This is a genomic window from Xanthomonas sp. NCPPB 1132 (genome assembly GCF_056629235.1).
In genome coordinates this window covers 2,228,886-2,253,918 of sequence record NZ_CM152819.1, presented here as the reverse complement: position 1 = coordinate 2,253,918, position 25,033 = coordinate 2,228,886, and the positions used below count along the sequence as shown (strand labels likewise).

Below are 25,033 nucleotides of genomic sequence, written 5' to 3'. Positions count from 1 at the left end.
CGCCATGCTCCGTACTCTGCCCTGCCTGTTCGCCGCCGCCCTCGCCGTCCCGGCGCTCGCCGCTCCCGCCGCGGACACGCCGGCGCCGTCCGACTACGCCGCGGCCAAGGCCCTGGCCGACCGCGACGAAGCCGGCCTGCCGGCGGCGATGGAGGAACGCCTGCAGACCCTGCAACGCGCGGCGCTGGACGAGGGCGTGGCCAGTTGCGCCACGCCGCGCCCGGATACCTCGCCGTTCACCGTGGTGGTGCAGGTGCAGGCCGACGGCAGCGTCGGCGCCAGCTGGCGCAACGGCACCACGCCGCTGGCCCTGTGCCTGGAGCGTTTCCTGCGCCAGCGCCCGCTGCTGGCGCCGCCGCAGGCACCGCTGTACCTGTCCTACGAGGTTTCGTTCGAGAAGTGAGCCAACGCCGTGATCGGCCTCGCCCTCAAATGAGATTTGATCTCATTTGAACCGGCATGGGGTAGAATGGCCGCCGTTCCTTCCCCATCACGATCAACGGCATGTCTTCCGCTTTTGGCCCCGAAACGGTGCTCGATGTCCGCCACTGGACCGAGGACTACTTCAGCTTCACCACCACCCGCAACGACGGCTTCCGTTTCGACAACGGCCAGTTCGTGATGATCGGCCTGGAGACGGAGACGCGGCCGCTGCTTCGCGCCTATTCCATCGCCAGCGCCAACTGGGAAGAGCAACTGGAGTTCTTCAGCATCAAGGTGCCGGACGGCCCGCTGACCTCGCGCCTGCAACACATCAAGCCCGGCGATTCGGTGCTGGTCGGCAAGAAGCCCACCGGCACCCTGCTGATCAGCGATCTGCACCCGGGCCGCCACCTGTATCTGCTGGGCACCGGCACCGGCCTGGCGCCGTGGCTGTCGGTGATCAAGGACCCGGAAACCTACGAGCGCTTCGACAAGGTGATCCTCACCCACGGCGTGCGCTTCGAGAAGGACCTGGCCTACCGCGACTATTTCGAGAAGGAACTGCCGCAGCACGAGTTCCTCGGCGAGACCATCCGCGAGAAGCTGCTGTACTACCCGGCGGTGACCCGCGAGGACTTCCGCAACCGCGGCCGCCTCACCGAGTTGCTCGAGAGCGGCCAGATGCAGCGCACCCTGGGCCTGCCGCCGCTGAACCCGGAACACGACCGCGCGATGATCTGCGGCAGTCCGCAGATGCTGGCCGACCTGCGCCAGACCCTGGACGCCCGCGGCTTCGTCGCCTCGCCGCGCATCGGCTCGCCGGGGCATTACGTGTTCGAGCGCGCCTTCGTCGAGAAGTGACGCCGCTGTGCATCTCCCGTCGTAGGAGCGGCTTCAGCCGCGACGGGCGTTACCGGTAAAGGTCGCGGCGGAAGCCGCTCCTGCCGGCATAAGCGATACGGCGACAGGTCAAAGCGAAATAGTGGGGAGTATTTTGTGGGAGGGACTTCAGTCCCGACGCCTTTAACTCGAACGCGTCGGGACTGAAGTCCCTCCCACAAGAGCAAGCATCCAGCATTCAAGACCACGCCTAGCGTCCTCGGCCGAATCGTTATCCCAGCGCCCGCTCGATAGCGTCGGCCAGCGCCTCCGGCTTGTCGGTCGGCGCATAACGCGCCAGCACCTGGCCGTCGCGACCGACCAGGAACTTGCTGAAATTCCACTTGATCGCGGCGATGCCGAGCAGCCCGGATTTCTGCTGCTTGAGCCAGCGCCACAGCGGATGCGCACCGTCGCCGTTGACCTGGACCTTGGCGAACATCGGGAAATCGACGTCGTAGCTGAGCGAACAGAACTGGCGGATCTCCGCGGCATCGCCCGGCTCCTGATGGCCGAACTGGTCGCAGGGAAAGCCCAGTACCACCAGCCCGCGCTCGCGGTAGCGCTGCCACAGCGCCTGCAGCCCCGCGTACTGCGGGGTGAAACCGCACTTGGAGGCGACGTTGACGATCAACAGCACCTTGCCGGCGTACTCGTCGAGCGGCTGCTCCTGCCCGTCCAAGGTGGTCGCGGTGAAGGCGTAGGCAGTGGTCGGCGTGTCCATGGGTCCTCGTGGCGCGGCGCGCCACAGCGGCGCTGGTTCGACGCGATGCTACGCGGTGGCCGCAGGCGTCGCCAGCAGGCCGGAGCCAATGTGCGAGGCCGCCTGGCAGACGTCCGCGCGAACCAGCCAACACACCGCCAGCGCACCACCGATGCGTGCCTGCACAGGCACAACCACGCAGGAGAGCGCACTGCATCAAGGTTCACGCCAGATGCCGCAAAGCCCTGGGAAACAAGCGCCTATGCTGCAGCGCTCCCATGGCTTTCGTCACGGGTCACGCCTGCCGGCCTGGGGTAGCCTGCCCGATCACCATGATTGCGGATACCGCTTGATGACCTCTCGCCTCGCCCTTGCCCTCGCCGCCACGCTCGGACTCGCCATGCCCGCCTACGCCGCTCCGGCCACCACGCCCACCGCTGCAACCGCCGCCACGCAGGCCAACCCGTTCTTCGCCGAAAGCCCGCTGCCGCTGCACTACCCGCAGTTCGACAAGATCAAGGACAGCGATTTCGCGCCCGCGTTCGACGCCGGCATGGCGCAGCAGTTGCAGGAAGTGCAGGCCATCGCCGACCAGACCGCCAAGCCGACCTTCGACAACACCATCGTGGCGATGGAGAAGAGCGGGCAGGTCCTGGACCGCGCCACCACCGTGTTCTTCAACCTGGTCGGCGCCGACACCAACGACACCCGCAAGAAGCTGCAGGCCGAGTACGCCGGCAAGCTGGCCGCGCACCGCGATGCGATCGCGCTCAATCCCAAGTTGTTCGCGCGCATCCAGACCCTGTACGACACCCGCAACCAGCTCGGCCTGGATGCGGAAGGCGTGCGCCTGATCGAGAAATACCACAGCGACTTCGTCCGCGATGGCGCCAAGCTCAACGACGCCGACAAGGCCAAGCTCAAGGCGATGAACGCCGAGCTGGCCGAACTGGGCACCAAGTTCAGCCAGAACGTGCTGGCCGAAGTGAACGCCGCGGCGGTGGTGGTGGACGACGTCAAGCAGCTCGACGGCCTGTCCGACGCGCAGATCGCCGCGGCCGCCGAAGCGGCCAAGGCGCGCAAGCTCGATGGCAAGTACGTGATCGCCCTGCTCAACACCACCGGCCAGCCGCCGCTGGCCCAGCTCAAGGATCGCGCCCTGCGGCAGAAGATCTACGAGGCCTCGGTGTCGCGCGGCAGCCACGGCGGCCCCTACGACAACACCGCGCTGGTGTCGCGGATCATGACCCTGCGCGCCGACCGCGCCAAGCTGCTCGGCTATCCGAACCACGCCGCCTACTCGCTGGAAACCCAGACCGCCAAGACCCCCGAAGCGGTCAACGCCATGCTCGGCAAGCTGGCCCCGGCCGCGGTGGCCAACGCCAAGCGCGAGGCGGCCGACCTGCAGGCGATGATCGACCAGGAGCAGAAGGCCGCCGGCAAGCCCAGCTTCAAGCTCGAGGCCTGGGACTGGGCCTACTACACCGAGAAGGTGCGCCAGGCCAAATACGACTTCGACGAGTCTCAGCTCAAGCCTTACTTCGAACTGAAGAACGTACTGGAAAACGGCGTGTTCTACGCCGCCAACCAGGAATATGGGCTGACCTTCAAGCAGCGTACCGACCTACCGACCTACCGCGACGACGTGCTGGTCTACGACGTGTTCGATGCCGACGGCAGCCAGTTGGCGATCTTCATCGCCGACATGTACGCGCGCGAATCCAAGCGCGGCGGCGCCTGGATGAGCTCCTACGTGTCGCAGTCGGCGCTGACCGGCGACAAGCCGGTGGTCGCCAACCACCTCAACATCCCCAAGCCGCCCGCCGGCCAGCCGACCCTGCTGACCTGGGACGAGGTCACCACCGCGTTCCACGAGTTCGGCCACGCGCTGCACGGCATGTTCTCGAACGTGAAGTACCCCTACTTCGCCGGCACCAGCGTGCCGCGCGACTTCGTCGAGTTCCCGTCGCAGGTCAACGAGATGTGGGCGGACGATCCGGCCATCCTCAAGCACTACGCCAAGCACTACCAGAGCGGCGCGCCGATGCCGCAGGCGCTGCTGGACAAGGTGGTGGCCACCGCCAAGTTCAACCAGGGCTTCGCCACCACCGAGTACCTGGGCGCGGCCATGCTCGACCAGCGTTGGCATCAACTCAGCCCCGGCCAGGTGCCGCCGGCCTCGGGCGTGATGGACTTCGAGGCCAAGGCGCTGGCGGCCGACGGCATCGCCTACCCGCCGGTGCCGCCGCGCTACCGTACGCCGTACTTCAGCCACATCATGGGCGGCTACGCGGCCGGCTACTACGCCTACATCTGGGCCGAGGTGCTGGACGCCAACACCCAGCAGTGGTTCAAGCAGCACGGCGGGCTGAGCCGCGCCAACGGCGACCGCTTCCGCAAGACCCTGCTCTCGCGCGGCGGCAGCGTCGACGCGATGCAGTTGTTCCAGGACTTCGCCGGGCACGCGCCGCAGATCGAGCCCTTGCTGGAGAAACGCGGCCTCAACGCCGCGCCGGCGGCGACGCCGAGCGCACGCTGAGGCGCACTGCGGCACCGCCCCGGCCGTGCCGCGACGTCGCGACGACGTCGTTGGGACGCTCCCACGACCAACCCGCATGACGCGAAACGCACGACGCCCGGCTCAGCCGGGCGTCGTGTTTTTTCAGCCAGTGGCTTCGATGGCGACGCGCGGTACGCCGCGCGTGGCCGTCAGCGGCTTACTGGCCGTCGCTGGAGGCGTTGATGCTGGCACCCAGCGAGGCATTGCCGCCGGCCTGCCCCTGCGCCTGACCGCTACCGGCCTGCGCACCGCCCTGGCCGCCCGCACCCGCCTGGCCCGACACCGACCCGCCATGCGTGCCCGCGCTGTGCGAGGCGCTGCCGCTAGCCGCACCGTTGGCACTGCCGCTGCCGGACAGCGCCGGCACCGTCGGCAGGCTGCCGCCGCTGGCGGCGCCGTTGCCGCTGCCGTTACCGGCCGCGCTCGACGCAGCACCGTGACCGGTCACGCCATTGACTGCACCGGCGGCAGTGCCGGCGGTCGACAGCGCCGCAGTGGGATTGGCCGCGCTGGTCGCCGCGCCGAGCGCGCCGTCGGCCTGGCCCATCGCGCTGGCGGCCGCGCTGCGCGCCGCCGCACTGCCACTGGCGGCGGCATTGCCGGCCAGCGTGCGGCCCTGGTTCACCGCAGCGCCGGCGGTCTGCGCCGCACCTTCGGCGGTGGCCGCGCCACGCGCCGCCGTCCGCTGCGCCGCCATCCGCGCACGCTGCGACGACTGCTCGATGCCACTACGCGCGGCATCCAGCGGCACTCCGGCGTCCAGGCGGCCGGCGCCCATGCCGTTGCCGCCGAGGCTGCCGCCCCCCAGGCCGCCCAGGGTGCCATTGACGGCACCGCCCACGCTGCCCGCACCGCCCAGCAACTGCGCGCCGGCCACGCCCGGGATCAGCGCCACCGACGCCACCAGCACCGCGCTTGCCAACAGAGTCTTGCCGTTCATCGCATTCTCCTCGTGTCGCCGCAGGCCATCTGCGGCTCTCATGTCTCCCTACGAATCGAGCGACGCAGAACATCCCGTGCCGGCGGGACGCAGACAGAATGCGTTCAGCCGCCCGGCGCGCGCTGCAGCGCCAGGTCCGCACCGAGCAAGCCGGCGCCATACACCGGATCGGCGCCGGGCGCACCGAGATCGCGCGCCTGCGCCTGCAACTGCGTGCGCACCTGCGCGGCCGCCTGCGGATTGGGCTGCGACAGCGCCTGCGCCGCCAGCCGCGCCACCAGCGGCGCCGCGAAGGAGGTGCCGCGCTGCGTCTGCCAGCGGCCCTGCGGCGCGGCGGCGATCAATTCGCCGACCGCGGCGAAGGCCACCTGCGGCCCACGCCCCGCCTCCGGCAAGACCCGCCCACGCGCATCCACCGCGGTGACGCCGATCACCCCGGGATAGGCCGCGGGATACAGCGGCGGGGCAGCCGGACCGTCGTTGCCCACCGCCGCGACCAGCACGTGGCCGCGCGCGAGCATGCGCTGCACGGCAAGTTGCAGCGCGCGGTTGGGGCCGCCGATCAGGCTGATGTTGATCACCGGCACCTGCTGCTGCGCCATCCATGCCAGTGCCCCGACCAGTTCGACCACGGTGCCGCCATCGGCCTGGCCGCAATAGATGTCGGCCGCATACAGGGTGCGCGCGAACGGCCCGTGCGCCACCGCGCGTCCGGCCAGCAGCGAGGCGACGGCGGTGCCATGCGGCTGCGGGCGTACCTCCCCGTCGCAGCCCCAGGTCTGCACCTGCACGCCGGCCAGCGCCGGATGCGCCGCGTCCACGCCGCTGTCGATCAGCCCGACCACGAAGCTGCCCGTCGCGGCACCCTCGGCTACGCGAACGGCGGACGCGCTGGCTGGCGCCGGCGGCGCTGCCGCCGATCCGCTGTAGACGTGGTTGTAGTCGTACTCGCCCTGCGGATCGCGCTCGCGCAGTTGCTGCAGGGCGCGGCGCGTGGACAGGCCCAACGGTACCTGCAGCACCACCAGGCGCAGGCCGAATTCGCCGAAGCTGCGCTGCTCCAGTACCACGAAGCCGGCCGCCTGCGCCGCCTGCAGCGCCGCCGGCTCCGGCTCCAATGCCACCACCTGCCCGCGCATCACCACCGCGCCGCCTTCGTCGCGCTCCAGCCCGCGCGGATCGCTGCGCAGCAGCGCCTGCAGGCGTTTCAGCCGCAGCCGTTCGAGATCGCCGCGCGCATCCTGCAGCGATTCTCCCAACCGATTCATGCCGCCCTGCATGCCCTGGGTCACGTCCTGCACCAGCCCGCCCGCCGACGGCAACGCCAGTTGCGCCAACGCCGGTGTCGCCACCGCCAGCCACGCCACGGCCATCCAGCGCACTCGCCTGCCCGTCGCCATGTCCCGCTCCGTTGTCCGCCCCTGTTGGCGTGCCACACTAATCCTGCCATCCCGACCCGCCGTGAACGCCGCGCCGCGCCCATGGAAGAAAACGCCTCCGCCGAACGTATCCCCCACATGCACGCCGATCCCACGGCCGCCGTCGGCGACGGCATCTGTACCCTGCTGCCGCAGTTGCGGCGCTTCGCGCGTGCCGTCGCCGGGCATCGCGAGGACGCCGACGACCTGCTGCAGATCGCGATCGAACGCGCCCTGCGCCGCGCCGCGCAGTGGCGGCCGGAGACGCCGCTGCAGTACTGGCTGTACGGCATCATCCGCCACGCCTGGATCGACGAGGTGCGGGCGCAGCGGCGACGGCGGCAGGTGTTCGTCGATGCCGCCGAGGGCGAACACGTCGGCGACACGCCGCTGGAGCGGCAGCAGGACTGGATGGCGGTGCAGGCCGCGATGGCCAGCCTGCCCGAGGAACAACGCCTGGCGATCGCGCTGGTGCTGATCGAAGGCCTGTCCTACAAGGATGCCGCGGCGGTGCTGGAGATTCCGCTGGGCACACTCACCAGCCGGCTCGCGCGCGGACGCGAAGCCCTGCAGGCGTCACTGGAGGCGACCGCATGACCACCACGATCGATTCACTCACCCTGCAGGCCTACGCCGACGGCGAACTGGACGCGGCGCAGGCCACGCAAGTGGAAGCGGCGCTGCGGACCGACCCGCAGTTGGCGCAGGCCCTGGAGCGGCTGCGCAGCCTGCAGGCGCGGCTGCGTGCCGGCTTCGCGCCGGTGCTGGACGAACCGGTACCGGCGCGCCTGCTCGCCGCGGCGCGCGCACGGCCGGCCGACGCGCCCGGCCAGGACGCCGCTGTCGCCGCGCTGCCGCCCTCGCCCATCCATGCGACGGCGCAGGCAAGCCGGCCGACGCCGCTGCGGCCGCGTGCGCGCCGCCGCTGGGCGCTGCCCGCGGGCTTGGCGGCGGCGCTGCTGCTGGGGCTGTGGATCGCGCAGCGGCAATTGCCGCAGGGCGCCGCGCCGGGCCCCACGGTCGCGGCCACCCAGGGTGGCGTCGCCGAGGGCGCGTTGGCGCAGGCGCTGACGCAGCAGTTGTCCGGCCAGCCCCAGGGCAGCGTGCGCATCGGCCTGAGCTTCCGAGATCGCGACGGCCATTACTGCCGCACCTTCGCCATGCCACGCGCCAGCGCCGGCCTGGCCTGCCAGCGCGACGGCGCATGGCGGGTGGAATTGCTGGTGCCCGCCGGCGAAAACAACGACGGCGGCGGCATGCGCATGGCGGCCAGCCCAATGCCGGCCGCGGTGCTGCAGGCGGTGGATGCGCGCATCGCCGGCGAAGCGCTGGATGCCGACGGCGAACAGCAAGCACGCGCGCACGGCTGGCGCTAGCAATAGCTCGATGCCGTGCCTGCTTTGGGAGCGACAACGCGCCTTCGCACCGCTGGATCATGCCGGAACGCGTCCCGTAGGAGCGGCTTCAGCCGCGACGCGCGTTTCCGAGGAGCCCGTCGCGGCTGAAGCCGCTCCTGCGGCGCACATCGCATCCCGCTCGATTTCCGCGGACGCAATGTCTCCGAGGTGCCCTCAGGGCAGCGCGGCCGGCGTCTTCGCGCCGGCGGCAGCGTCGAGGCCGTCGATGCCGGCCAGCATCTTCTTCAGCAGCGTCTCCAACTGCTGCTGCTCGCCCGCATCCAGTGCCGCGGTTTCCGCATCGAGGAACGCGCACACGTCCGGCAGCAGCCGCTCGATCAGGGCGATGCCGGCCGGCTGCAGGGTCAGCGTGACCTTGCGCCGGTCTTCCGGGCTGGCTGTGCGCAAAAGCAGCCCCTTGCTGCACAGGCTGTCGGTGAGGCGGGTGATGTTGGCCGGCTTCTCGCTGGCGGCCTCGGCCACCTCGGTGGGGGTGATGCACTGCTCGGGCGTGCCGTACAGCATCATCAGGATCTCGTACTCCGGCGGGCTGATGCCGTACGCCTTGAGCATGCCGCTGGCGTTGGCATGCACGCGCTTGTACAGATGCTTGACCAGGCGGACCAGGACGGCGGGCTCGCGCGGGAACGCGGGATAGCGTGCGCAGGTGTGCGCGACACGCCGCTCGGTCTGATCAAAACTGCCCATGAGGAAATCGCGTGCAAGTGGGGTAGCCGCCAATGCTACCCATTGCGCATCGCCCCGACGAGGGCATGCGTTGCGTTCCGGCACGCTGTCGACGCGATGCACCGCACGCCGTTGCCGACGCGCGCGTGCGCGCCGGCGACCGCTCAGGTGGCGAACAGCGGCGCGTACTCCGGCGCCACCAGTTCGCGCAGCACGCTGGCCGGCACGTCCACGGTCTGCGTGCCATCGGCATACGGCCCCACCTGGTACGGCGGAAACACGAAGCGCAGCGCAGTGATCTTGCCCGCCGCATCGACCAGCGGCTGGAACTGGCTGAAGTTACCGGGCTGCGGCTCGGTGCCCTCGGCGATCATCTTGCTGGCGCTGCGCACCTGCTCGTCCTGGTCCTCCGGCGGCACCTGCTCGGCACCGACCCGCGTCTGCACCGCCTGGCGCAGTTGCGCGGCGACATAGCCGGCCACCGGCTTCCAGTGCGACGCATCCGGAATGAGTGTTTCGGCGGTGAGCATGCGCTGCTGCTGCGGCAGCCACACCCAGCGCGCCACCAGCGGTTCGCCGTGGGCGCCGCCGGTGTAGCGGCTGCCGTCGGCGCTCAGCGCGACCAGGTCCGGGCGCTCCAGCAGCATCTCGAACTGCAGCGAGAGTTCGTAGGGCGCGCGCGGACGATCGTTACCAAGCCCGTCGACCGCTTCCATCAGTTCGCTGCGCGCGCTCTGCGCGTAGCGGTTGGCCGCGTCGGCCAGGCCCGGGTAACGGTTGATCGACGGCGGGAAAGTGATCCCGACCACATAGCTGGGGCTGTGCTCGACGATGTCCTTCAGTTCCGGCGGCGCGGTCTGCGCCTGCTCCGGCGCCGCCGGTGCGGCAGCCTCGGCCTGTGCCGGTGCCGCCGCGGGCGCCGGTGCGGCAGCCGGTTCCTCGCGCTTGCAGCCGGCCAGTGCCAGTGCTGCCGCGACCGCCAGTGCCGTCCATGCCATCCGCCCGTTGCCCATCGTCTCTGCCCTGCTCACGTCGACTGCCCCTGTTCCTGCAATGCCTATGGAAGTGGCGCGCATTATCGCGCCGTTGCGATGCCGCCGGCTCAACCGAGCAGCGCCGCGTACTGCGGATGCCGCTGGATGAACACCGCCGCGTACGAACACGCCGGCACCACCTTCCAGCCTTGCGCCTGCGCGTGGTCCAGCGCAGCGGTCACCAGTTGCGCAGCCAGGCCGCGCCCGCCGATCGGACCAGGCACCCCCGTGTGGGTGATGACCATGCGGCCCTGTTCCAGCACGTAGTCGAGCTCGGCACGGTGGCCGTCGACCTCCAGGGTGAAGCGCCGCTGTTGCGGATCGTGCGCGATCGGGACGTTGGCTGCGGACATGAGGAACTGGGTGTGGCGCGGAGCACGCAGTGTCCGCTGCCGCTTGCCGCGGCCGTGTGAAGCACCTGCCCCAGCGCGTCACGCCGCCGACGCGGCGCGTCAGCCGTCCGCCGCTCGCATCGTGCCGCTCAAGTCGTGCCGCGCGCCGCCGATAACCCGAGACAGGTCGAAAACCTGGCATGGGAGTTGCACCTCCCATCACGCAGCAATCCAACAGGGAGCCACGCGCATGAGCGAGAACGAGAGCAAATACGACCAGGGCGACCACAACGCCTCCCTGCTGGAAGGGCTGTTCCAACTGTCGGTCAGCGGCGATCACCAGGGCGGCGAGTTCCAGCAGCTCGACGACGAGGTCTACCAGCGCCTCAAGCGCACCTACGAGAATGCCGCCATCGGCAGCGCCAAGGTGCAGTTGCGCGGTCAGCAGACCCGCTGAACCCGAAGGGCGGCCCGACGGACCGCCACCTGCCCAGGCGCGATGCGTGCCCACGACCGCATCGACGCCACAGCGCCCGGCCCGCGCAGCGAACCAGGTGCGCACCGACCCGGCGCCGCACTCCCGCGCGGGCGCCGCGGCGCCACGGATCAGCCGCGGCCGAAGCGTGGGTTGGCCAGCTCGTCGAGGAAGTGCTGCAGCACCGACGGCTCCATGATCAGCAGGAACATCACGCCGAACGCCGCGCCGGCCAGGTGCGCGCTGTGGTTGACGTTGTCGCCGCCGCGGCGGTCCATCCAGATGCTGTAGCCGACATAGAACACGGCATACAGGATGGCCGGGATCGGAATCGGGATGAAGAAGAAGAAGATCCCGGTCCACGGCGCCATCAGGATGAAGGCGAACAGCACCGCCGACACCGCGCCGGACGCGCCCAGGCTCATGTAGTTGGGGTTCTTCTGGTTCTTCAGGTAGCTGGGCAGGATCGAGACCACCAGCGCCGACAGGTAGAACAGCGGATACACCAGCATGTTGCCGGTGTGCCGCTCCATCAGCACCTCGATCGGGCCGCCGAAGAAATACAGCGTGACCATGTTGAACAGCAGGTGCGGGAAATCGGCGTGGATGAAGCCGTAGGTCACCAGCCGGTCGTACTGCTTGTGGCGGTCGATCGCCGGTGGCCACAGGATCAGCCGGTCGAGCAGCCGGCGGTTGTTGAACGCCGCCCACGACACCAGCACGGTGAGGACGATCAGGATCAGGTTGACGGGGGTGACGGAGGGCATGCGGGGTCTCAGGCGGGGCGGTAGTGGTCGACCATGCGGTAGCGGCGCGCGTACAGCCCGAACAGCAGTGCGGCGATGCAGGCGAAGGCGGCGAAGAAGAACATCAGGAAGGCGGTCTCGCTGAGTCCGGTGCTGCCGATGTGCGCAGTGACGCGGTCATTGCGCACCGCGGCGTTGGACAGCAGCACCCACAGGTTGCCGACGGTGGTGGTGAGATTCCAGAAACTCATCACCACGCCCTTCATCGACTGCGGCGCCTGGCTGTAGGCGAACTCCAGGCCGGTCGCCGAGACCAGCACTTCGCCGAAGGTCAGCAGCGCGTACGGCAGGATCTGCCAGGCGATGGACAGCGCGTCGCCGCCATCCATCATCACCTGCAGCGTCCCGACCACGATCCAGGCCAGGCCGCTGAAGGCGATGCCGGCGGTCATCCGCCGCAACGCGGTCGGCTCGTAGCCGCGCCGGCGCAGCAGCGGGTACAGCACCAGGTTGTTGAACGGGATCAGCAGCATCACCAGCGCCGGATTCAGCGCCTGCATCTGCGAGGCGCTGAACCAGTCCGGCATCTGCATCTGCTGGCCCTGCAGCACCCAGGTCGAGGCCTTCTGATCGAACAGCGAGAAGAACGGGGTGACCAGTGCGAACACCACCAGCACCCGCAGCACCGCGCGCACGCCGTCCACCGCCGCATCCGGATGTACCGCGCGGGCGCGTTCCAGTTGCCACCAGGTGCCGCCGCCGATGCCGGCCAGCAGCAGCACCAGCGCCAGGCACAGGCAGATCACCAGGCCCAGCGTCGGCACCAGCGCGAAGGTGGCCAGCGCCAGCAGCACCGCCACGCCGGCCAGGGCCAGCCCGGGGCGCCCCTGCCCCGGCGCCTGCCGCAGCAATGCGGTGCGCACCACCTGGCCGAAACCGTGCGGATCCTTGGGCGGCAGCGGCACGCGCACGTAGCGGTGGCGCCCGGCCCAGAACACCAGGGTGGCCACCAGCATCAGGATGCCGGGAATACCGAACGCCCACGCCGGGCCCAGGTTCTTCAACGCCAGCGGGATCAGCAGCGAGGCGAACAGCGAGCCGAAGTTGATGATCCAGTAGAAGGCGTCGAACACCACCTTGGCCAGGTGCTTGTTGCCCTGGTCGAACTGGTCGCCCATGAACGAGGCCACCAGCGGCTTGATCCCGCCCGCGCCCAGCGCGATCAGGCCCAGGCCGAGGAAGAAGCCGGTGCGATGGCCCTCGAACAGCGCCAGGCACAGGTGCCCGGCGCAATAGACCAGGCTGAACCAGAGGATGGTGCTGTACTTGCCGAAGAAGCGGTCGGCCAGCCAGCCGCCGAGCAGCGGGAAGAAGTACACGCCGATCATGAAGCTGTGCATGATGTGCTTGGCCTCGGCCTCGCGGCCGGGCGCGGTCACTTCCTGCAGCAGCAACGAGGTGATCAGGAACTGCACCAGGATGTTGCGCATCCCGTAGAAGCTGAAGCGCTCGCAGGCCTCGTTGCCGATGATGTACGGAATCTGCCGCGGCATCCGCGCTGCGGCGCGCTGCTGCGCCGCGCTCATGCGGCGTGTCTCGTGGTGGCTTGGCTGCTCACGGGCCCTCGTCCAGGCAAAATTTTCAGAAGGTTACCCGATCGTTCCGGCGAATCGAACCGCTAGGGCACGCCCTAGGTGCTTTCGCAATCGGCGCGCTGCCCGCATCATGGTGGCCTGTCCCGAGACGGTGCCGAGATGATCCGACCCTGGCTGGCCACCCTGCTGTTGCCGATGCTGCTGTGCAGCATGCCGTCGCTGGCCAGCGAGACGGGCCTGTCCACCGAAGCCGAGCGCAGCGGGTTCGCGCGCACCGGCCGCTACGCCGAAACCATCGCCCTGTGCGATGCGTTCGCGCAGCGCTATCCGCAGGCGGTGCGCTGCTTCGACTTCGGCATCACGCCGGAAGGCCGGCCGATGAAGGCGCTGGCGGTGTCCACCTCGGGCGCGCTGGATCCAGCGGCCGCGCAGGCGCGCAGGCTGCCGGTGGTGCTGATCCAGGGTGGCATCCACGCCGGCGAGATCGACGGCAAGGACGCCGGTTTCCTGGCGCTGCGCCAGTTGCTCGACGGCCAGGCCGCGCGCGGCGCGCTGGACAGGCAGGTGTGGCTGTTCGTGCCGGTGTTCAACGTCGATGGGCACGAGCGCTTCGGCGCCTGGAACCGGCCCAACCAGCGCGGCCCGGAGCAGATGGGCTGGCGCACCACCGCGCAGAACCTCAACCTCAACCGCGACTACGTCAAGGCCGATGCGCCGGAGATGCAGGCGATGCTGCGCCTGGTCGAGCAGTGGGATCCGCTGCTGTACGTGGACCTGCACGTGACCGATGGCGCGCAGTTCGAGCACGACGTGTCGATCCAGGTGGAACCGCTGCACGCCGGCGACACCGCGCTGCGCGGCGACGGCCTGCGCCTGCGCGACGCCGTGCTGGCCGACCTGAAGCGGCAGGGCTCGCTGCCGCTGCCCTACTACCCCTCGTTCGTGGTCAACGACGACCCGGCCTCCGGCTTCGAGGACGGCGTGCCGACGCCGCGCTTCTCGCACGGCTATTTCCAGCTGCGCAACCGCTTCGGCATGCTGGTGGAAACGCACTCGTGGAAGCGCTACCCAGAGCGCGTGCGCATCACCCGCAACACCATCGTCTCGGTGCTGCAGCAGGTGGCGCGCCATGGTGCGCAGTGGCGCGCCGACGCGCTGGCCGCCGACGCCCGCGCGCAAGCGCTGGGCGGCAAGACCGTGGCGCTGGACTACCGCACCACCGACGCCTCGCACCTGGTGGATTTCCGCGGCTATGCCTACACCCGCACGCCCTCGCCGGTGTCCGGCGCGCTGATGACCCGCTACGACGAGCGCACCCCGCAACTCTGGCGGGTGCCGCTGCGCGACCAGGTCGTGCCCAGCGTGGAAGTCGCCGCGCCGCGCGCCGGCTACCTGGTGCCGGCGGCGCAGGCCGCCCTGGTCGGTGCCAAGCTGCGCCAGCACGGCATCGCCTTCCGCATTCTGGACCACGACGCCACCCTGCCGGTGCAGACCTTCCGCGCCGACACCGCCAGCTTCGCCGCCCGCTCGTCCGAAGGCCACCAGCGGCTCAGCGTCACCGGCGCCTGGAAAGCGGAGACCCGCGCGGTCGGCGCCGGCGCGCTGTTCGTGCCCATCGCCCAGCCCAAGGCACGCCTGCTGATGACGCTGCTGGAACCGCAGGCGCCGGACTCGCTGCTGCAATGGGGCGAGTTCAACAGCGCGTTCGAGCGCGCCGAATACATGGAAGACTACGTCGCCGAGGACGTGGCGCGGCAGATGCTGGCCAGCGACCCGGCGCTCAAGGCCGAGTTCGAGGACAAGCTCGAACACGACGCGGACTTCGCCAAGGATCCGCAGGCGCGGCTGGAGTTCTTCTACCGCCGCCACAGTTCCTGGGACGAGCGCTACCGCCTGTACCCGGTCATGCGCAGCGACGAAGCCCCGTCCTGACGCGCAGTTCCGCCCTCCCCCCGACTCCCCCCGATGCGCCTTCCCTTTATCTGCTGAAGAGGCTGTACGCCCCGATATGAAAACGTTTACAGGATCCCTTTGCCTGACCCTGGCGCTGGCCGCGCCCGCCACTGCCGCACCGCCGGCGACGGCCGGGAGCGCAGCCTCCGTGCCGAATGCCAGCGCCGCCGCGCAGCGCCCCTGGAACGACCGTAGCCTGTCGCCGGACCGGCGCGCCGCGCTGCTGGTACAGGCGATGACCCCGGACGAGAAGTTCCAGATGCTGCACAGCTACTTCGGCCTGGGCAAGGACGGCGGCCCGCGGCCGGCTGGCGCGCTCGGCTCGGCCGGCTACGTGCCGGCGATCGAACGCCTGGGCATCCCATCGCAGCAACTGGCCGATGCCGGTCTCGGCGTGACCAATCCCGGCAACATCCGCCCCGGCGACCACGCCACCGCGATGCCCTCCGGCCCGGCCACCGCCGCCACCTGGAACCGCGCACTGGCCTTCGCTGGCGGCGCGACCATGGGCCGCGAGTCCTGGCAGCAGGGCTTCAACGTGCTGCTGGCCGGCAGCGTCAACCTGCAGCGCGACCCGCGCAACGGCCGCAACTTCGAGTACGCCGGCGAGGATCCGCTGCTGGCCGGCACGATGGTCGGCGAATCGATCCGCGGCGTGCAGAGCCAGCACGTGGTCTCGACCATGAAGCACTTCGCGATGAACGACCTGGAGACCGGGCGCAACACCCACAGCGCCGACATCGGCGAGCAGGCCATGCACGAGTCGGACCTGCTGGCCTTCGAGCTGGCGCTGAAGATCGGCCAGCCCGGCTCGGTGATGTGCTCCTACAACCGCATCAACGGCGTGTACGGCTGCGAGAACGACTACCTGCTCAACCAGGTGCTGAAGCAGGAATGGAAGTTCCCCGGCTACGTGATGTCCGACTGGGGCGGCGTGCACAGCGGCTCCAAGGCCGCGCTGGCCGGCCTGGACCAGCAGTCGGCCGGCGAAGTGTTCGACAAGGCGGTGTACTTCGACCAGCCGCTGCGCATGGCGGTGGCCGCCGGCACCGTGCCGCAGGCGCGCCTGGACGACATGGTCAAGCGCATCCTGCGCGCGTTCTTCGCCACCGGCAGCTTCGACAACCCGCCGCAGCACCAGCCGATCGACGACGCGGCCGGCGGCCTGGCCGCGCAGCGCGTGGTCGAGGAAGGCACGGTGCTGTTGCGCAACGAGGGCAAGCTGCTGCCGCTGTCGCACACCGTGCGCCGCATCGCGGTGATTGGCGGCCATGCCGACAAGGGCGTGATCGGCGGCGGTGGTTCGTCGATGGTCGGCGTCACCGTCAACGGCGGCAACGCCGTGCCCGGCATTGCCCCGACCACCTGGCCCGGCCCGGTGATGTTCCATCCGTCCTCGCCGCTGCAGGCGCTGCGCAAGGCCCTGCCCGACGCGCAGATCGACTACGCCAGCGGCGACGACCCGGCGGCGGCGGCCAAGCTCGCGCGCGAGGCCGACGTGGCCATCGTGTTCGCCACGCAGTGGTCGGCCGAGTCGGTGGACCTGCCGGACATCGCCCTGCCAGACAGGCAGGACGCGCTGATCGCCGGCGTGGCCAAGGCCAATCCGAAGACGGTGGTGGTGCTGGAGACCAACGGTCCGGTCGCCATGCCGTGGCTGCAGCAGGTGCCGGCGGTGCTGGAAGCCTGGTACCCGGGCATCCGCGGTGGCGAAGGCCTGGCGCGGCTGCTGCTGGGCGAGGTCAACCCGTCCGGCCGCCTGCCGGTGACCTGGCTGCGCGACGTGTCGCAACTGCCGCGGCCGTCGATTCCCGGCCTGGGCTTCAAGCCGGCGCAACCGGCCGGCAGCAACGTCGACTACAGCATCGAAGGCGCCAACGTCGGCTATCGCTGGTTCGCCGCGCGCGGCCTGGAGCCGGTGTATCCGTTCGGCTACGGCCTGTCCTACACCACGTTCGCCTACAGCAACTTCAAGGTGCAGGCCGACGGTCGCCATGTCGTCGCCAGCTTCGACGTGCGCAACACCGGCGACAGCGAAGGCGCCGACGTGCCGCAGCTGTACCTGCGCCTGCCGCAGGGCCACCACACCCCGATCCGCCTGGTCGGCTGGGACAAGCTGATGCTCAAGCCGGGCGAGAGCCGCCACGTCAGCATCGTCGCCGAGCCCAAGACCCTGGCCGATTACGATCCGAAGAAGCGCCACTGGCACATCGCCGCCGGCGACTACGAGCTGCTGCTGGGCCGTTCGGCGACGCAGGTGGAGGCGCGCGCGCCGTTGCACCTGAAGGACGGCGTGCTGCAGCCCTGAGCGAGGGCCGCGGCGTGCGCGCCGCGGCCCAGCCCCGCCTCCGCGCCCGTATGCGTTGGAGGCGGGGCGATGGTCGCCGTTGTCACCTGCGCAACATCGATTGTGTGGCGGACGCCGCAGCGCCGCCGACTGTATACGCCCCTCTGAGGCCCCGCGCCGTAGCATCGTCCGCATGAACATGCGCGTCTTCCGATGGCATCGCACCGGCTGGCTGTTGCTGGCCGTGACGGCATTGGCACATGCGCAGGCGATGCCGGACGCGATGCCGACGATCGCGGCGCCCGCGGACAGCCCGCTCACCATGGTCACCCTCACGCTGGCCGGCGATCCGCACGCGTCGCAGGACGGCGACGACTGGAGCGCGCGCCGCGAGCGTATCGTCGCAGCCCTGCAACGCCTGCATCCCGATGCCATCGCGCTGCAGGAGGTGCTGCAGACGCCGGAGATCCCGAACCAGGCGCAATGGCTGGCCGCGCGCCTGGGCTACCACTGCCATTTCATCAGCCCCGATCCGCCGAGCCGGCCGCAACGCCGCGGCAACGCGCTGCTGACCCGCCTGCCGGTGCTGGAGGAAGCCGAGACCCTGCTGCATCCGCTGGAGGACTACAGCGTGGCCGGCCTGGTGCGGGTGGATCTGCACGGGCAGCCGGTGAACCTGTACTTCACCCGCCTGCACGCCGCGCGCGACGGTGGCGCCAGCCGCCGCGAACAGGCCGAGGACCTGATGGCATGGATCGACGCCACCGCCGAGGGCGTGCCTTCGCTGCTGGCGGGTGGCTTCTTCGCCGCGGCGCGTGCGCCCGAGTTGGCGCCGTTGGCGACGCGCTTCGAGGACGGCAGCGTGCGCGGCGAATCGGCGCGCAACCGGATCGACGTGCGCGCGACCGGCACCGCGGCCGCGGCCGACCACGTGTTCTTCGAACGCGGCCACTTCCGCCCGCTGCACGGCGCACGCCTGTTCGCACCGGCGCGGGAACTGCCCGCGGCGGGCGCACGCGGCCTGCTGATGGCGCTGCAGCCGCTCGACCCGACGCCGGATCCGCTTCCGCCGGTGCAGTAGGACACGACGGCGTGCGCGTGCGTGCGTGCGTGAACCGTGCAATCGATGCCGCCTGGGGATGGGGCGGCATCGGCCCGGGACGACCGGGCAGCGCTCCTTCCCCGATTCGTCACGCATCACCCATCTCGTAAGAGCGGCTTCAGCCGCGACCGGCGTTCCCGGGAATGCCGTCGCGGCTGAAGCCGCTCCTACGCATGCACCGCCGGGCTGTAACGCAGCGGCGCAAGTGGTGGCTCATGCGGCACAGGCCGGCATCGCCGCGCAGCACGCGACTCACGCGGCTCACGCGCACGAACATACGTTGGCCCCACCACCTGCACCAACAGCGCTTTCGTATGGCACGCCCACAAAAAAAGGCCGGGCGAACCCGGCCTTCTCTGCTGCGGCGCTGGCGCGCGATCAGCCGATCGCGGCGTGGTAGCGGCGCTCCACTTCCTTCCAGTCGACCACGTTGAAGAACGCGCCGATGTAGTCCGGACGGCGGTTCTGATACTTCAGGTAGTAGGCGTGCTCCCACACGTCCAGGCCCAGGATCGGGGTGTTGCCCTCGAACAGCGGGCTGTCCTGGTTGGCGGTGCTCTCGACCACCAGCTTCTTGTCCGGGGTGACGCTCAGCCAGGCCCAGCCGCTGCCGAAACGGGTCAGCGCGGCCTTGGTGAACGCGTCCTTGAACTTGTCGAAGCCGCCCAGTTCGGCGTCGATCGCCTTGCCGACGTCGCCACCGGGGGTGCCGCCGGCATTGGGCGCCATCACCGTCCAGAACAGCGAGTGGTTGGCATGGCCACCACCGTTGTTGCGCACCGGACCCTGCAGGTTCTCCGGCAGCGACTTCAGCTTGGACACCAGCGCCTCGATCGGCAGGTCGGCGTACTCGGTGCCTTCCAGCGCGGCGTTGACGTTGTTGATGTAGGTCTGGTGATGCTTGGTGTGATGGATCTCCATCGTCTGCGCATCGATGTGCGGTTCCAGCGCGTCGTAGGCGTAGGGCAACTTGGGGAGGGTGTAGGCCATGCGGTTCTCCTGGACTTTCGCCGTCGAAAGGACGAGCGTTGCGTGAGCAATGGTAGGGACGGTCGGCGACCTTACCAAGGGCGCGGCTGGGGAAACATCGTCCCATCCCGCGGCGGCGGTGCCGGCCGGCCTGCGAATCGGCGCCTACCATGCCCCACGCCCCGGTTAGTCGCGTGTGAATCGCCTGGGTCACCGGCGTGACCGGCGACGTTTAGAGCGGGAACAGGCAGGCAGGCCCATACTGTGCGCGAGGGCGCCTCGCCGCGCGCCGCCGCCGTTCCTGCAGGAGAGTCCATGCGCAAGCCCGTGCTGTTGATCGCCGCCATCGTGTTGCTGGTGGGCGGGCTGTGGGGCATCCGCGGGCTGCAGCATCCGCCGCACCAGCAGTTCGCGCCCTCGCTCGACGCGGCCGCGCAGGCGCCTTACACCGCGCCCGGCAAGGCAACGCCCGCCGCCGACGCGGCAACGCCGGACCTTCCCGCGTTCCTGCCGCCCGAAGCGCGCGCCACGGTGGCGCTGATCCTGCGCGGCGGCCCGTTCCCGCACCGCCAGGACGGCAGCGTGTTCGGCAACCGCGAGAACCGGCTGCCGGCACAGCCGCGCGGCTACTACCGCGAATACACCGTCGATACCCCAGGCCTGTCGCATCGCGGCGCGCGCCGCATCATCACCGGCGGCACGCCGCCGCAGGTCTGGTATTACAGCGACGACCACTACGACAGTTTCCGCAGCTTCCAGGTCGGCGCGCCGAGGCCGACGCCATGAGCGGCTTCCCGTTCGCGCTGAACCTGGCCGAGCCGGCCGCCTCCGGCGTCTACCGCGTCGCCAACCGCGACCTGGACAGCGTCGCCGCCCTGGCCCGCGACGCCGGCCTGCGGCTGTGCCGGATCGACCTGCACGGCTGCACCGGCAAGGCCATGCTGCTGATGCGCCTGGCCGCGCAACTGGACTTCCCGCCCGGCTTCGGCCGCAACTGGGACGCGCTGACCGACGGCCTGCGCGACCTGTCCTGGCTGCCCTCGCCGCGCGGCTATGCGCTGCTGCTGGAGGACGCCGGGCAGTTGCAGGCGGTGGCGCAGCCGGCCTTCGACGTGCTGCTGGAGATCCTCGACGACGTCGCCCGCGAGTGGGCGCAGGACGGCGTCAGCTTCGTCGCGTTCGTGGGCGGCAGCGAGGAACCGGAAGCGGCCGCCGAGCAGGATTGACCTGACTGCGTTGCGTCGAACCGCTTGCACAACAGGCCCGCCGCACGTACCCCTTGTGGGAGGGGCTTCAGCCCCGACGCGATACGCCCCAACGCCCACGCATCCGGTCTTCGATCTTGGTAAAGCGGCCGCCGTGGTCGTTATCGCTGCAGGCCCAGGGTGTTTGTCCCGAGCCCCGGCTCTTCAACCGTCCAGTTCGCTCCACCGCGCATACGCCGCATCCAGGTCGGCCTGTGCCTGGCTCAAGGCCTGGGTGTGCGCGTTCACCGCGGCCGCGTCGCGCTGGTAGAACGCCGGATCGGTCATCGCCTCGGTCAGCGCCGCGACCTGCTGTTCCAGTGCTTCGATCCGCGCCGGCAACTGCTCCAGTTCGCGCGCATCCTTGTAGCTGAGCTTGCGCTTGGCCGGCGCCGGCGCAGGGGCCGCTGCAGTCGCCGCCACCGACGTGGTCGCCGCCGCAGTGGCCGAGGCCTTGGCCACCGCCATCGCGCTGGCCGGCGCCGCCGGACGCTGGCGCACCCAATCGCTGTAGCCGCCGACGTATTCGCCGATGCGGCCGTCGCCTTCCATGACCATGGTCGAGGTGACCACGTTGTCGATGAAGTCGCGGTCGTGGCTGACCAGCAACAGCGTGCCGCTGTAGTCGCCGAGCAGTTCTTCCAGCAGCTCCAGGGTTTCCACGTCCAGGTCGTTGGTCGGTTCGTCCATCACCAGCAGGTTGGACGGCTGCGCGAACAGGCGCGCCAGCAGCAGGCGGTTGCGCTCGCCGCCGGACAGGCGGGTGATCGGCGCGCGCGCTCGCTCGGGGGTGAACAGGAAGTCCTGCAGGTAGGCATGCACGTGCTTGCGCTTGCCGTTGATCTCGATGAAGTCGCGGCCCTCGGCCACGTTCTCGATCGCGCTCCAGTCCTCGCGCAGGGTGGCGCGGTACTGGTCGAAATACGCCACCTGCAGGTTGGTGCCGGCACGCACTTCGCCGCCATCCGGAGGCAGTTCGCCCAGCAGCAGCTTCAGCAGCGTGGTCTTGCCGCTGCCGTTGGGGCCGATCAGGCCGATGCGGTCGCCGCGCAGGATGGTGGTGGAGAAATCGCGCACCATGCCGCGCGCGCCGAAGGCGAAGCTCAGGTCCTTGGCCTCGATCACCTTCTTGCCAGAGGACTCGCCCTGCGCGGCCTCCATGCGCACATTGCCGCCGAGTTCGCGGCGCTGGGTGCGCTCGCGGCGCATCGCTTCCAGCCGCCGCACCCGGCCCTCGTCGCGGGTGCGCCGGGCCTTGATGCCCTGGCGGATCCACACTTCTTCCTGCGCCAGCAGCTTGTCGAAGCGCGCGTTCTCCTGCGCCTGCGCATTGAGCCGCTCCTCGCGGCGGCGCTCGTAGTTGGCCCAGTCGCCCGGCCAACTGCTGACCTGGCCGCGGTCGATCTCGACGATGCGCGTGGCCAGGGCACGCAGGAAACGCCGGTCGTGGGTCACGAACACCACGCTGCCGTTCCAGCCCTTGAGGAAGCCTTCCAGCCAGTCGATGGCCTCGATGTCGAGATGGTTGGTGGGCTCGTCCAGCAACAGCAGGTCCGGCGCCGACACCAGCGCGCGCGCCAGCAGCACGCGGCGCTTCATGCCGCCGGACAGCCGCGCGAATTCGGCGTCGCCGTCCAGCTCCAGTCGGGTCAGGGTCTCGTTGACCCGCTGGTCCAGCGCCCAGCCATTGGCGCCATCGATCTTGGACTGCACCGCGCCCAGCGCATCGCCGTCGAACTCGGCGGCATGGCTGAGCCGATGGAACTCGGCCAGCCAATGGCCGAGTTCGCCCAGGCCATCGGCGACCACGTCGAACACGCTGCCGGCGGCGCCGTGCGGCACCTCCTGCTCCAGCCGGGCGATGCGCACGCCCTGCTGCACGCGCACCTCGCCGTCGTCGGGCTTGAGCTCGCCTGCGATGAGTTTCATCAGGGTGGATTTGCCGGCGCCGTTGCGGCCGATCAGCGCGATCCGTTCGCCCGGCTCGATCGACAGGTCGGTCTTTTCCAGCAACAAGGGACCGCCGACGCTGTAGTCGAGGTTCTGCAGAGTGATAAGAGGCATCGCGCTATTGTACGTGGATGTGCCCTGCGCCGACGCCGACTGCCGTGCCCACCCCTGCGCAGCGGTCATCGCCGCCGAATCGCGCGCATCACGGTGGAGCGGCTCCCGGTGCGGTTGGTGCCGACGCCTGCTATGCGCCGGTCGAGCCTCTATAAACGCGCGTCGCGCCACAATCGCGACAGGCTCAGCCAAGCATGCTTGTCGAGGCCGAAGACGCGCAACGGGCATGGCGCGATGCTCGGCGCTTGCAGAGACCCTACCCAATCCCGAATCCCCACTCCCGAATCCCCGCCTTCAACCGGCTAAAATGCCGCATGACCGATTTCGCCACCCTCTCCCTCTCCCCGGCGCTCGCGCCCGGCATCGATGCTCTCGGCTACACCCGCATGACCCCGGTGCAGGCGCAGAGCCTGCCGCCGATCCTGGCCGGCCAGGACGTCATCGTGCAGGCGCCTACCGGCAGCGGCAAGACCGCGGCGTTCGGCCTGGGCCTGCTGCACAAGCTGGATCCGGCGCTGAGCCGCGCGCAGGCGCTGGTGCTGTGCCCGACCCGCGAACTGGCCGACCAGGTCGGCAAGCAGTTGCGCAAGCTGGCCACCGGCATTCCCAACATGAAACTGGTGGTGCTGACCGGCGGCATGCCGCTGCCGCCGCAACTGGCCTCGCTGGAGGCGCACGACCCGCAGGTGGTGGTCGGCACGCCCGGCCGCATCCAGGAACTGGCACGCAAGCGCGCACTGCACCTGGGCGGGGTGCGCACGCTGGTGCTGGACGAGGCCGACCGCATGCTCGACATGGGCTTCGAGGAGCCGATCCGCGAGATCGCCAGCCGTTGCGACAAGCACCGGCAGAGCCTGCTGTTCTCGGCCACCTTCCCCGAGGAAATCCGCGCGTTGGCGCGCGACCTGCTCAAGGAACCGGCGGAAATCACCGTCGAAGGCGCCGATAGCGCGCCGGAGATCGACCAGCAGTTCTTCGAGGTCGACCCGACCTACCGGCAGAAGGCGGTGGCCGGCCTGCTGCTGCGCTTCACGCCCGAGTCCAGCGTGGTGTTCTGCAACACCCGCAAGGAGGTCGACGAGGTCGCCGGATCGCTGCAGCAGTTCGGCTTCTCCGCGCTGGCGCTGCATGGCGACATGGAACAGCGCGACCGCGACGAGGTGCTGGTGCGCTTCGTCAACCGCAGCTGCAACGTACTGGTCGCCAGCGACGTGGCCGCGCGCGGGCTGGACGTGGAAGACCTGGCGGCGGTGATCAACTACGAACTGCCGACCGACACCGAGACCTACCGCCACCGCATCGGCCGCACCGCGCGCGCCGGCAAGCATGGCCTGGCCCTGAGCCTGGTGGCGCCGCGCGAGACTGCGCGCGCGCAGGCGCTGGAAACCGAACAGGGCCAGCCGCTGCGCTGGTCGCGCGCGCCGCTGGCCACCGCACGGCCGGCGCAGTTGCCGCAGGCGGCGATGGTCACCCTGCGCATCGACGGCGGCAAGACCGACAAGCTGCGTCCGGGCGACATCCTCGGCGCGCTGACCGGCGATGCCGGGCTGTCCGGCGCGGCGATCGGTAAGATCGCCATCTACCCCACCCGCTCCTACGTCGCCATCGCCCGCGCCCATGCCGGTAAGGCGCTGGCGCAGCTGCAGGCCGGCAAGATCAAGGGCCGCCGCTTCCGGGTCGCCAAGCTGTGAGCGCGGCGGCGCAGGTCCTGGCGTCGCTGCAGCCGGACGAGGACGGCGACCTGTGGAGCGAGGCGGTGCCGGTCCCGTGGATGCGCGGCAGTTGCTGCTTCGTGCTGGTGGGCTGCGAGGCTGACGACGTTCCGGCCGACGCAGCGCCCGCAATCGAGACCTTCCTGCAACTCGATGCCGCGGTCTTCGCCGCGGCAGCGCCACATGTGTTCGCCTACTACCGGCACACGCAGGCGCTGTGCGCCAAATACGGATGGCCTTCGCCGGACATCGCCGGCCCCGCCGAGGTGTGGGCGCACGTGCAGTTCGGCAGCGAGGCGTATGTCGACCGCCATCGCGACGACCGCCTGCGCATCAGCCTGGAATGCAACTGCGACTGGGAAACGGAACACGGACTGCAGCTGGTGTTCGCCGACGACGGGCGCATCTGCAAGGTCGGTCCGTTTGATGGCCAGCTGAGCCACGCCGCCGCGCATGCCGATCCGGCGCTGGAGGACGTGGTCTACCCGCATTGAGCCGCCCGTCGCGGGCGTG

23 protein-coding genes are annotated in these 25,033 nt (G+C 70.0%); 13 read left to right on the top strand and 10 right to left on the bottom strand.

The window, feature by feature from the left end; genetic code table 11:
• The first annotated feature begins 4 nt into the window (after positions 1 to 4).
• Together AC1G9L_RS09545 and AC1G9L_RS09540 are read left to right on the top strand one after the other, a co-directional pair.
• Positions 5 to 403 carry a hypothetical protein gene (locus tag AC1G9L_RS09545; protein WP_209244665.1) on the top strand — a complete coding sequence of 133 codons (399 nt, stop codon included), beginning with the start codon at positions 5 to 7 and terminating at the stop codon, positions 401 to 403.
• A 101-nt stretch (positions 404 to 504) separates the two neighbouring features.
• Positions 505 to 1,284: a ferredoxin--NADP reductase gene (locus AC1G9L_RS09540; RefSeq protein WP_010344393.1), complete on the top strand. Its 780-nt coding sequence runs from the start codon at positions 505 to 507 to the stop codon at positions 1,282 to 1,284.
• 250 nt (positions 1,285 to 1,534) lie between these two features.
• Here AC1G9L_RS09540 and AC1G9L_RS09535 read toward each other — a convergent pair whose 3' ends face one another.
• Positions 1,535 to 2,026 (bottom strand): glutathione peroxidase, encoded by a 492-nt coding sequence (locus tag AC1G9L_RS09535; RefSeq protein WP_010344392.1) that lies wholly within the window; start codon positions 2,024 to 2,026, stop codon positions 1,535 to 1,537.
• Between the two features lie 331 nt (positions 2,027 to 2,357).
• Between AC1G9L_RS09535 and AC1G9L_RS09530 the strand changes: the two genes are divergently transcribed.
• Positions 2,358 to 4,544 (top strand): M3 family metallopeptidase, encoded by a 2,187-nt coding sequence (locus AC1G9L_RS09530; protein ID WP_481070849.1) that lies wholly within the window; start codon positions 2,358 to 2,360, stop codon positions 4,542 to 4,544.
• Between the two features lie 178 nt (positions 4,545 to 4,722).
• Here the strand turns inward: AC1G9L_RS09530 and AC1G9L_RS09525 are convergent, their stop codons facing one another.
• Complete coding sequence (locus AC1G9L_RS09525; protein WP_481070847.1) at positions 4,723 to 5,505, bottom strand: hypothetical protein; 783 nt, start codon at positions 5,503 to 5,505, stop codon at positions 4,723 to 4,725.
• Between the two features lie 104 nt (positions 5,506 to 5,609).
• On the bottom strand, positions 5,610 to 6,905 hold the full coding sequence (locus AC1G9L_RS09520) for a S8 family serine peptidase (RefSeq protein WP_481070845.1): 1,296 nt from the start codon (positions 6,903 to 6,905) through the stop codon (positions 5,610 to 5,612).
• An 81-nt stretch (positions 6,906 to 6,986) separates the two neighbouring features.
• Here AC1G9L_RS09520 and AC1G9L_RS09515 point away from each other — a divergent pair, with 81 nt between their 5' ends.
• A complete protein-coding gene (locus tag AC1G9L_RS09515; protein WP_019802506.1) occupies positions 6,987 to 7,520 on the top strand; it encodes a sigma-70 family RNA polymerase sigma factor in 534 nt (177 codons plus the stop codon).
• The gene (locus AC1G9L_RS09510; RefSeq protein WP_481070843.1) at positions 7,517 to 8,299 is read left to right on the top strand and encodes an anti-sigma factor family protein; all 783 of its coding nucleotides are present in this window, start codon (positions 7,517 to 7,519) and stop codon (positions 8,297 to 8,299) included. The genes AC1G9L_RS09515 and AC1G9L_RS09510 overlap by 4 nt, the downstream gene beginning before the upstream one ends.
• A gap of 195 nt (positions 8,300 to 8,494) precedes the next feature.
• Here the strand turns inward: AC1G9L_RS09510 and AC1G9L_RS09505 are convergent, their stop codons facing one another.
• The 3 genes from AC1G9L_RS09505 to AC1G9L_RS09495 all read right to left on the bottom strand — a co-directional run bounded on the left by AC1G9L_RS09505 (position 8,495) and on the right by AC1G9L_RS09495 (position 10,394).
• Positions 8,495 to 9,028, bottom strand: coding sequence for a MarR family transcriptional regulator (locus AC1G9L_RS09505; protein ID WP_019802549.1), 534 nt, complete (start codon positions 9,026 to 9,028; stop codon positions 8,495 to 8,497).
• A gap of 143 nt (positions 9,029 to 9,171) precedes the next feature.
• Positions 9,172 to 10,005 (bottom strand): DUF3298 domain-containing protein, encoded by an 834-nt coding sequence (locus AC1G9L_RS09500; RefSeq protein ID WP_019802550.1) that lies wholly within the window; start codon positions 10,003 to 10,005, stop codon positions 9,172 to 9,174.
• A 104-nt stretch (positions 10,006 to 10,109) separates the two neighbouring features.
• Positions 10,110 to 10,394 (bottom strand): N-acetyltransferase, encoded by a 285-nt coding sequence (locus AC1G9L_RS09495; RefSeq protein ID WP_019802551.1) that lies wholly within the window; start codon positions 10,392 to 10,394, stop codon positions 10,110 to 10,112.
• Positions 10,395 to 10,623: 229 nt separating this feature from the next.
• On the opposite strand from AC1G9L_RS09495, the gene AC1G9L_RS09490 reads away from it, so the two are divergent.
• Positions 10,624 to 10,830 carry a hypothetical protein gene (locus AC1G9L_RS09490; protein ID WP_019802552.1) on the top strand — a complete coding sequence of 69 codons (207 nt, stop codon included), beginning with the start codon at positions 10,624 to 10,626 and terminating at the stop codon, positions 10,828 to 10,830.
• Between the two features lie 149 nt (positions 10,831 to 10,979).
• On the opposite strand, the gene AC1G9L_RS09485 is transcribed toward AC1G9L_RS09490, so the two are convergent.
• Positions 10,980 to 11,615 (bottom strand): rhomboid family intramembrane serine protease, encoded by a 636-nt coding sequence (locus tag AC1G9L_RS09485; protein WP_010343836.1) that lies wholly within the window; start codon positions 11,613 to 11,615, stop codon positions 10,980 to 10,982.
• Between the two features lie 8 nt (positions 11,616 to 11,623).
• Positions 11,624 to 13,180 carry a POT-type proton-dependent oligopeptide transporter gene (locus tag AC1G9L_RS09480; protein ID WP_019802553.1) on the bottom strand — a complete coding sequence of 519 codons (1,557 nt, stop codon included), beginning with the start codon at positions 13,178 to 13,180 and terminating at the stop codon, positions 11,624 to 11,626.
• A gap of 168 nt (positions 13,181 to 13,348) precedes the next feature.
• Between AC1G9L_RS09480 and AC1G9L_RS09475 the strand changes: the two genes are divergently transcribed.
• From AC1G9L_RS09475 to AC1G9L_RS09465, 3 genes are all read left to right on the top strand, one after another.
• Positions 13,349 to 15,121, top strand: coding sequence for a M14 family metallopeptidase (locus AC1G9L_RS09475; RefSeq protein ID WP_481070840.1), 1,773 nt, complete (start codon positions 13,349 to 13,351; stop codon positions 15,119 to 15,121).
• Between the two features lie 76 nt (positions 15,122 to 15,197).
• Complete coding sequence (locus AC1G9L_RS09470) at positions 15,198 to 17,450, top strand: beta-glucosidase family protein (RefSeq protein ID WP_481070838.1); 2,253 nt, start codon at positions 15,198 to 15,200, stop codon at positions 17,448 to 17,450.
• 172 nt (positions 17,451 to 17,622) lie between these two features.
• Positions 17,623 to 18,510, top strand: coding sequence for an endonuclease/exonuclease/phosphatase family protein (locus AC1G9L_RS09465; RefSeq protein ID WP_481070836.1), 888 nt, complete (start codon positions 17,623 to 17,625; stop codon positions 18,508 to 18,510).
• Between the two features lie 399 nt (positions 18,511 to 18,909).
• Here the strand turns inward: AC1G9L_RS09465 and AC1G9L_RS09460 are convergent, their stop codons facing one another.
• Positions 18,910 to 19,521, bottom strand: coding sequence for a superoxide dismutase (locus tag AC1G9L_RS09460; RefSeq protein ID WP_019801885.1), 612 nt, complete (start codon positions 19,519 to 19,521; stop codon positions 18,910 to 18,912).
• Between the two features lie 294 nt (positions 19,522 to 19,815).
• Here AC1G9L_RS09460 and AC1G9L_RS09455 point away from each other — a divergent pair, with 294 nt between their 5' ends.
• Both AC1G9L_RS09455 and AC1G9L_RS09450 read left to right on the top strand, forming a co-directional pair.
• Positions 19,816 to 20,286, top strand: coding sequence for a guanyl-specific ribonuclease (locus AC1G9L_RS09455; protein WP_481070834.1), 471 nt, complete (start codon positions 19,816 to 19,818; stop codon positions 20,284 to 20,286).
• A complete protein-coding gene (locus AC1G9L_RS09450; protein ID WP_481070832.1) occupies positions 20,283 to 20,726 on the top strand; it encodes a barstar family protein in 444 nt (147 codons plus the stop codon). The genes AC1G9L_RS09455 and AC1G9L_RS09450 overlap by 4 nt, the downstream gene beginning before the upstream one ends.
• 183 nt (positions 20,727 to 20,909) lie before the next feature.
• Here AC1G9L_RS09450 and AC1G9L_RS09445 read toward each other — a convergent pair whose 3' ends face one another.
• Positions 20,910 to 22,808, bottom strand: a complete 1,899-nt coding sequence (locus tag AC1G9L_RS09445) for an ATP-binding cassette domain-containing protein (RefSeq protein WP_019802426.1) — start codon at positions 22,806 to 22,808, stop codon at positions 20,910 to 20,912.
• 314 nt (positions 22,809 to 23,122) lie between these two features.
• On the opposite strand from AC1G9L_RS09445, the gene dbpA reads away from it, so the two are divergent.
• Both dbpA and AC1G9L_RS09435 read left to right on the top strand, forming a co-directional pair.
• A complete protein-coding gene (dbpA, locus tag AC1G9L_RS09440) occupies positions 23,123 to 24,499 on the top strand; it encodes an ATP-dependent RNA helicase DbpA (protein WP_481070830.1) in 1,377 nt (458 codons plus the stop codon).
• Positions 24,496 to 25,014, top strand: coding sequence for a DUF6985 domain-containing protein (locus AC1G9L_RS09435; RefSeq protein WP_019801833.1), 519 nt, complete (start codon positions 24,496 to 24,498; stop codon positions 25,012 to 25,014). Before dbpA ends, AC1G9L_RS09435 begins: the two co-directional genes overlap by 4 nt.
• Positions 25,015 to 25,033: the final 19 nt, after the last annotated feature.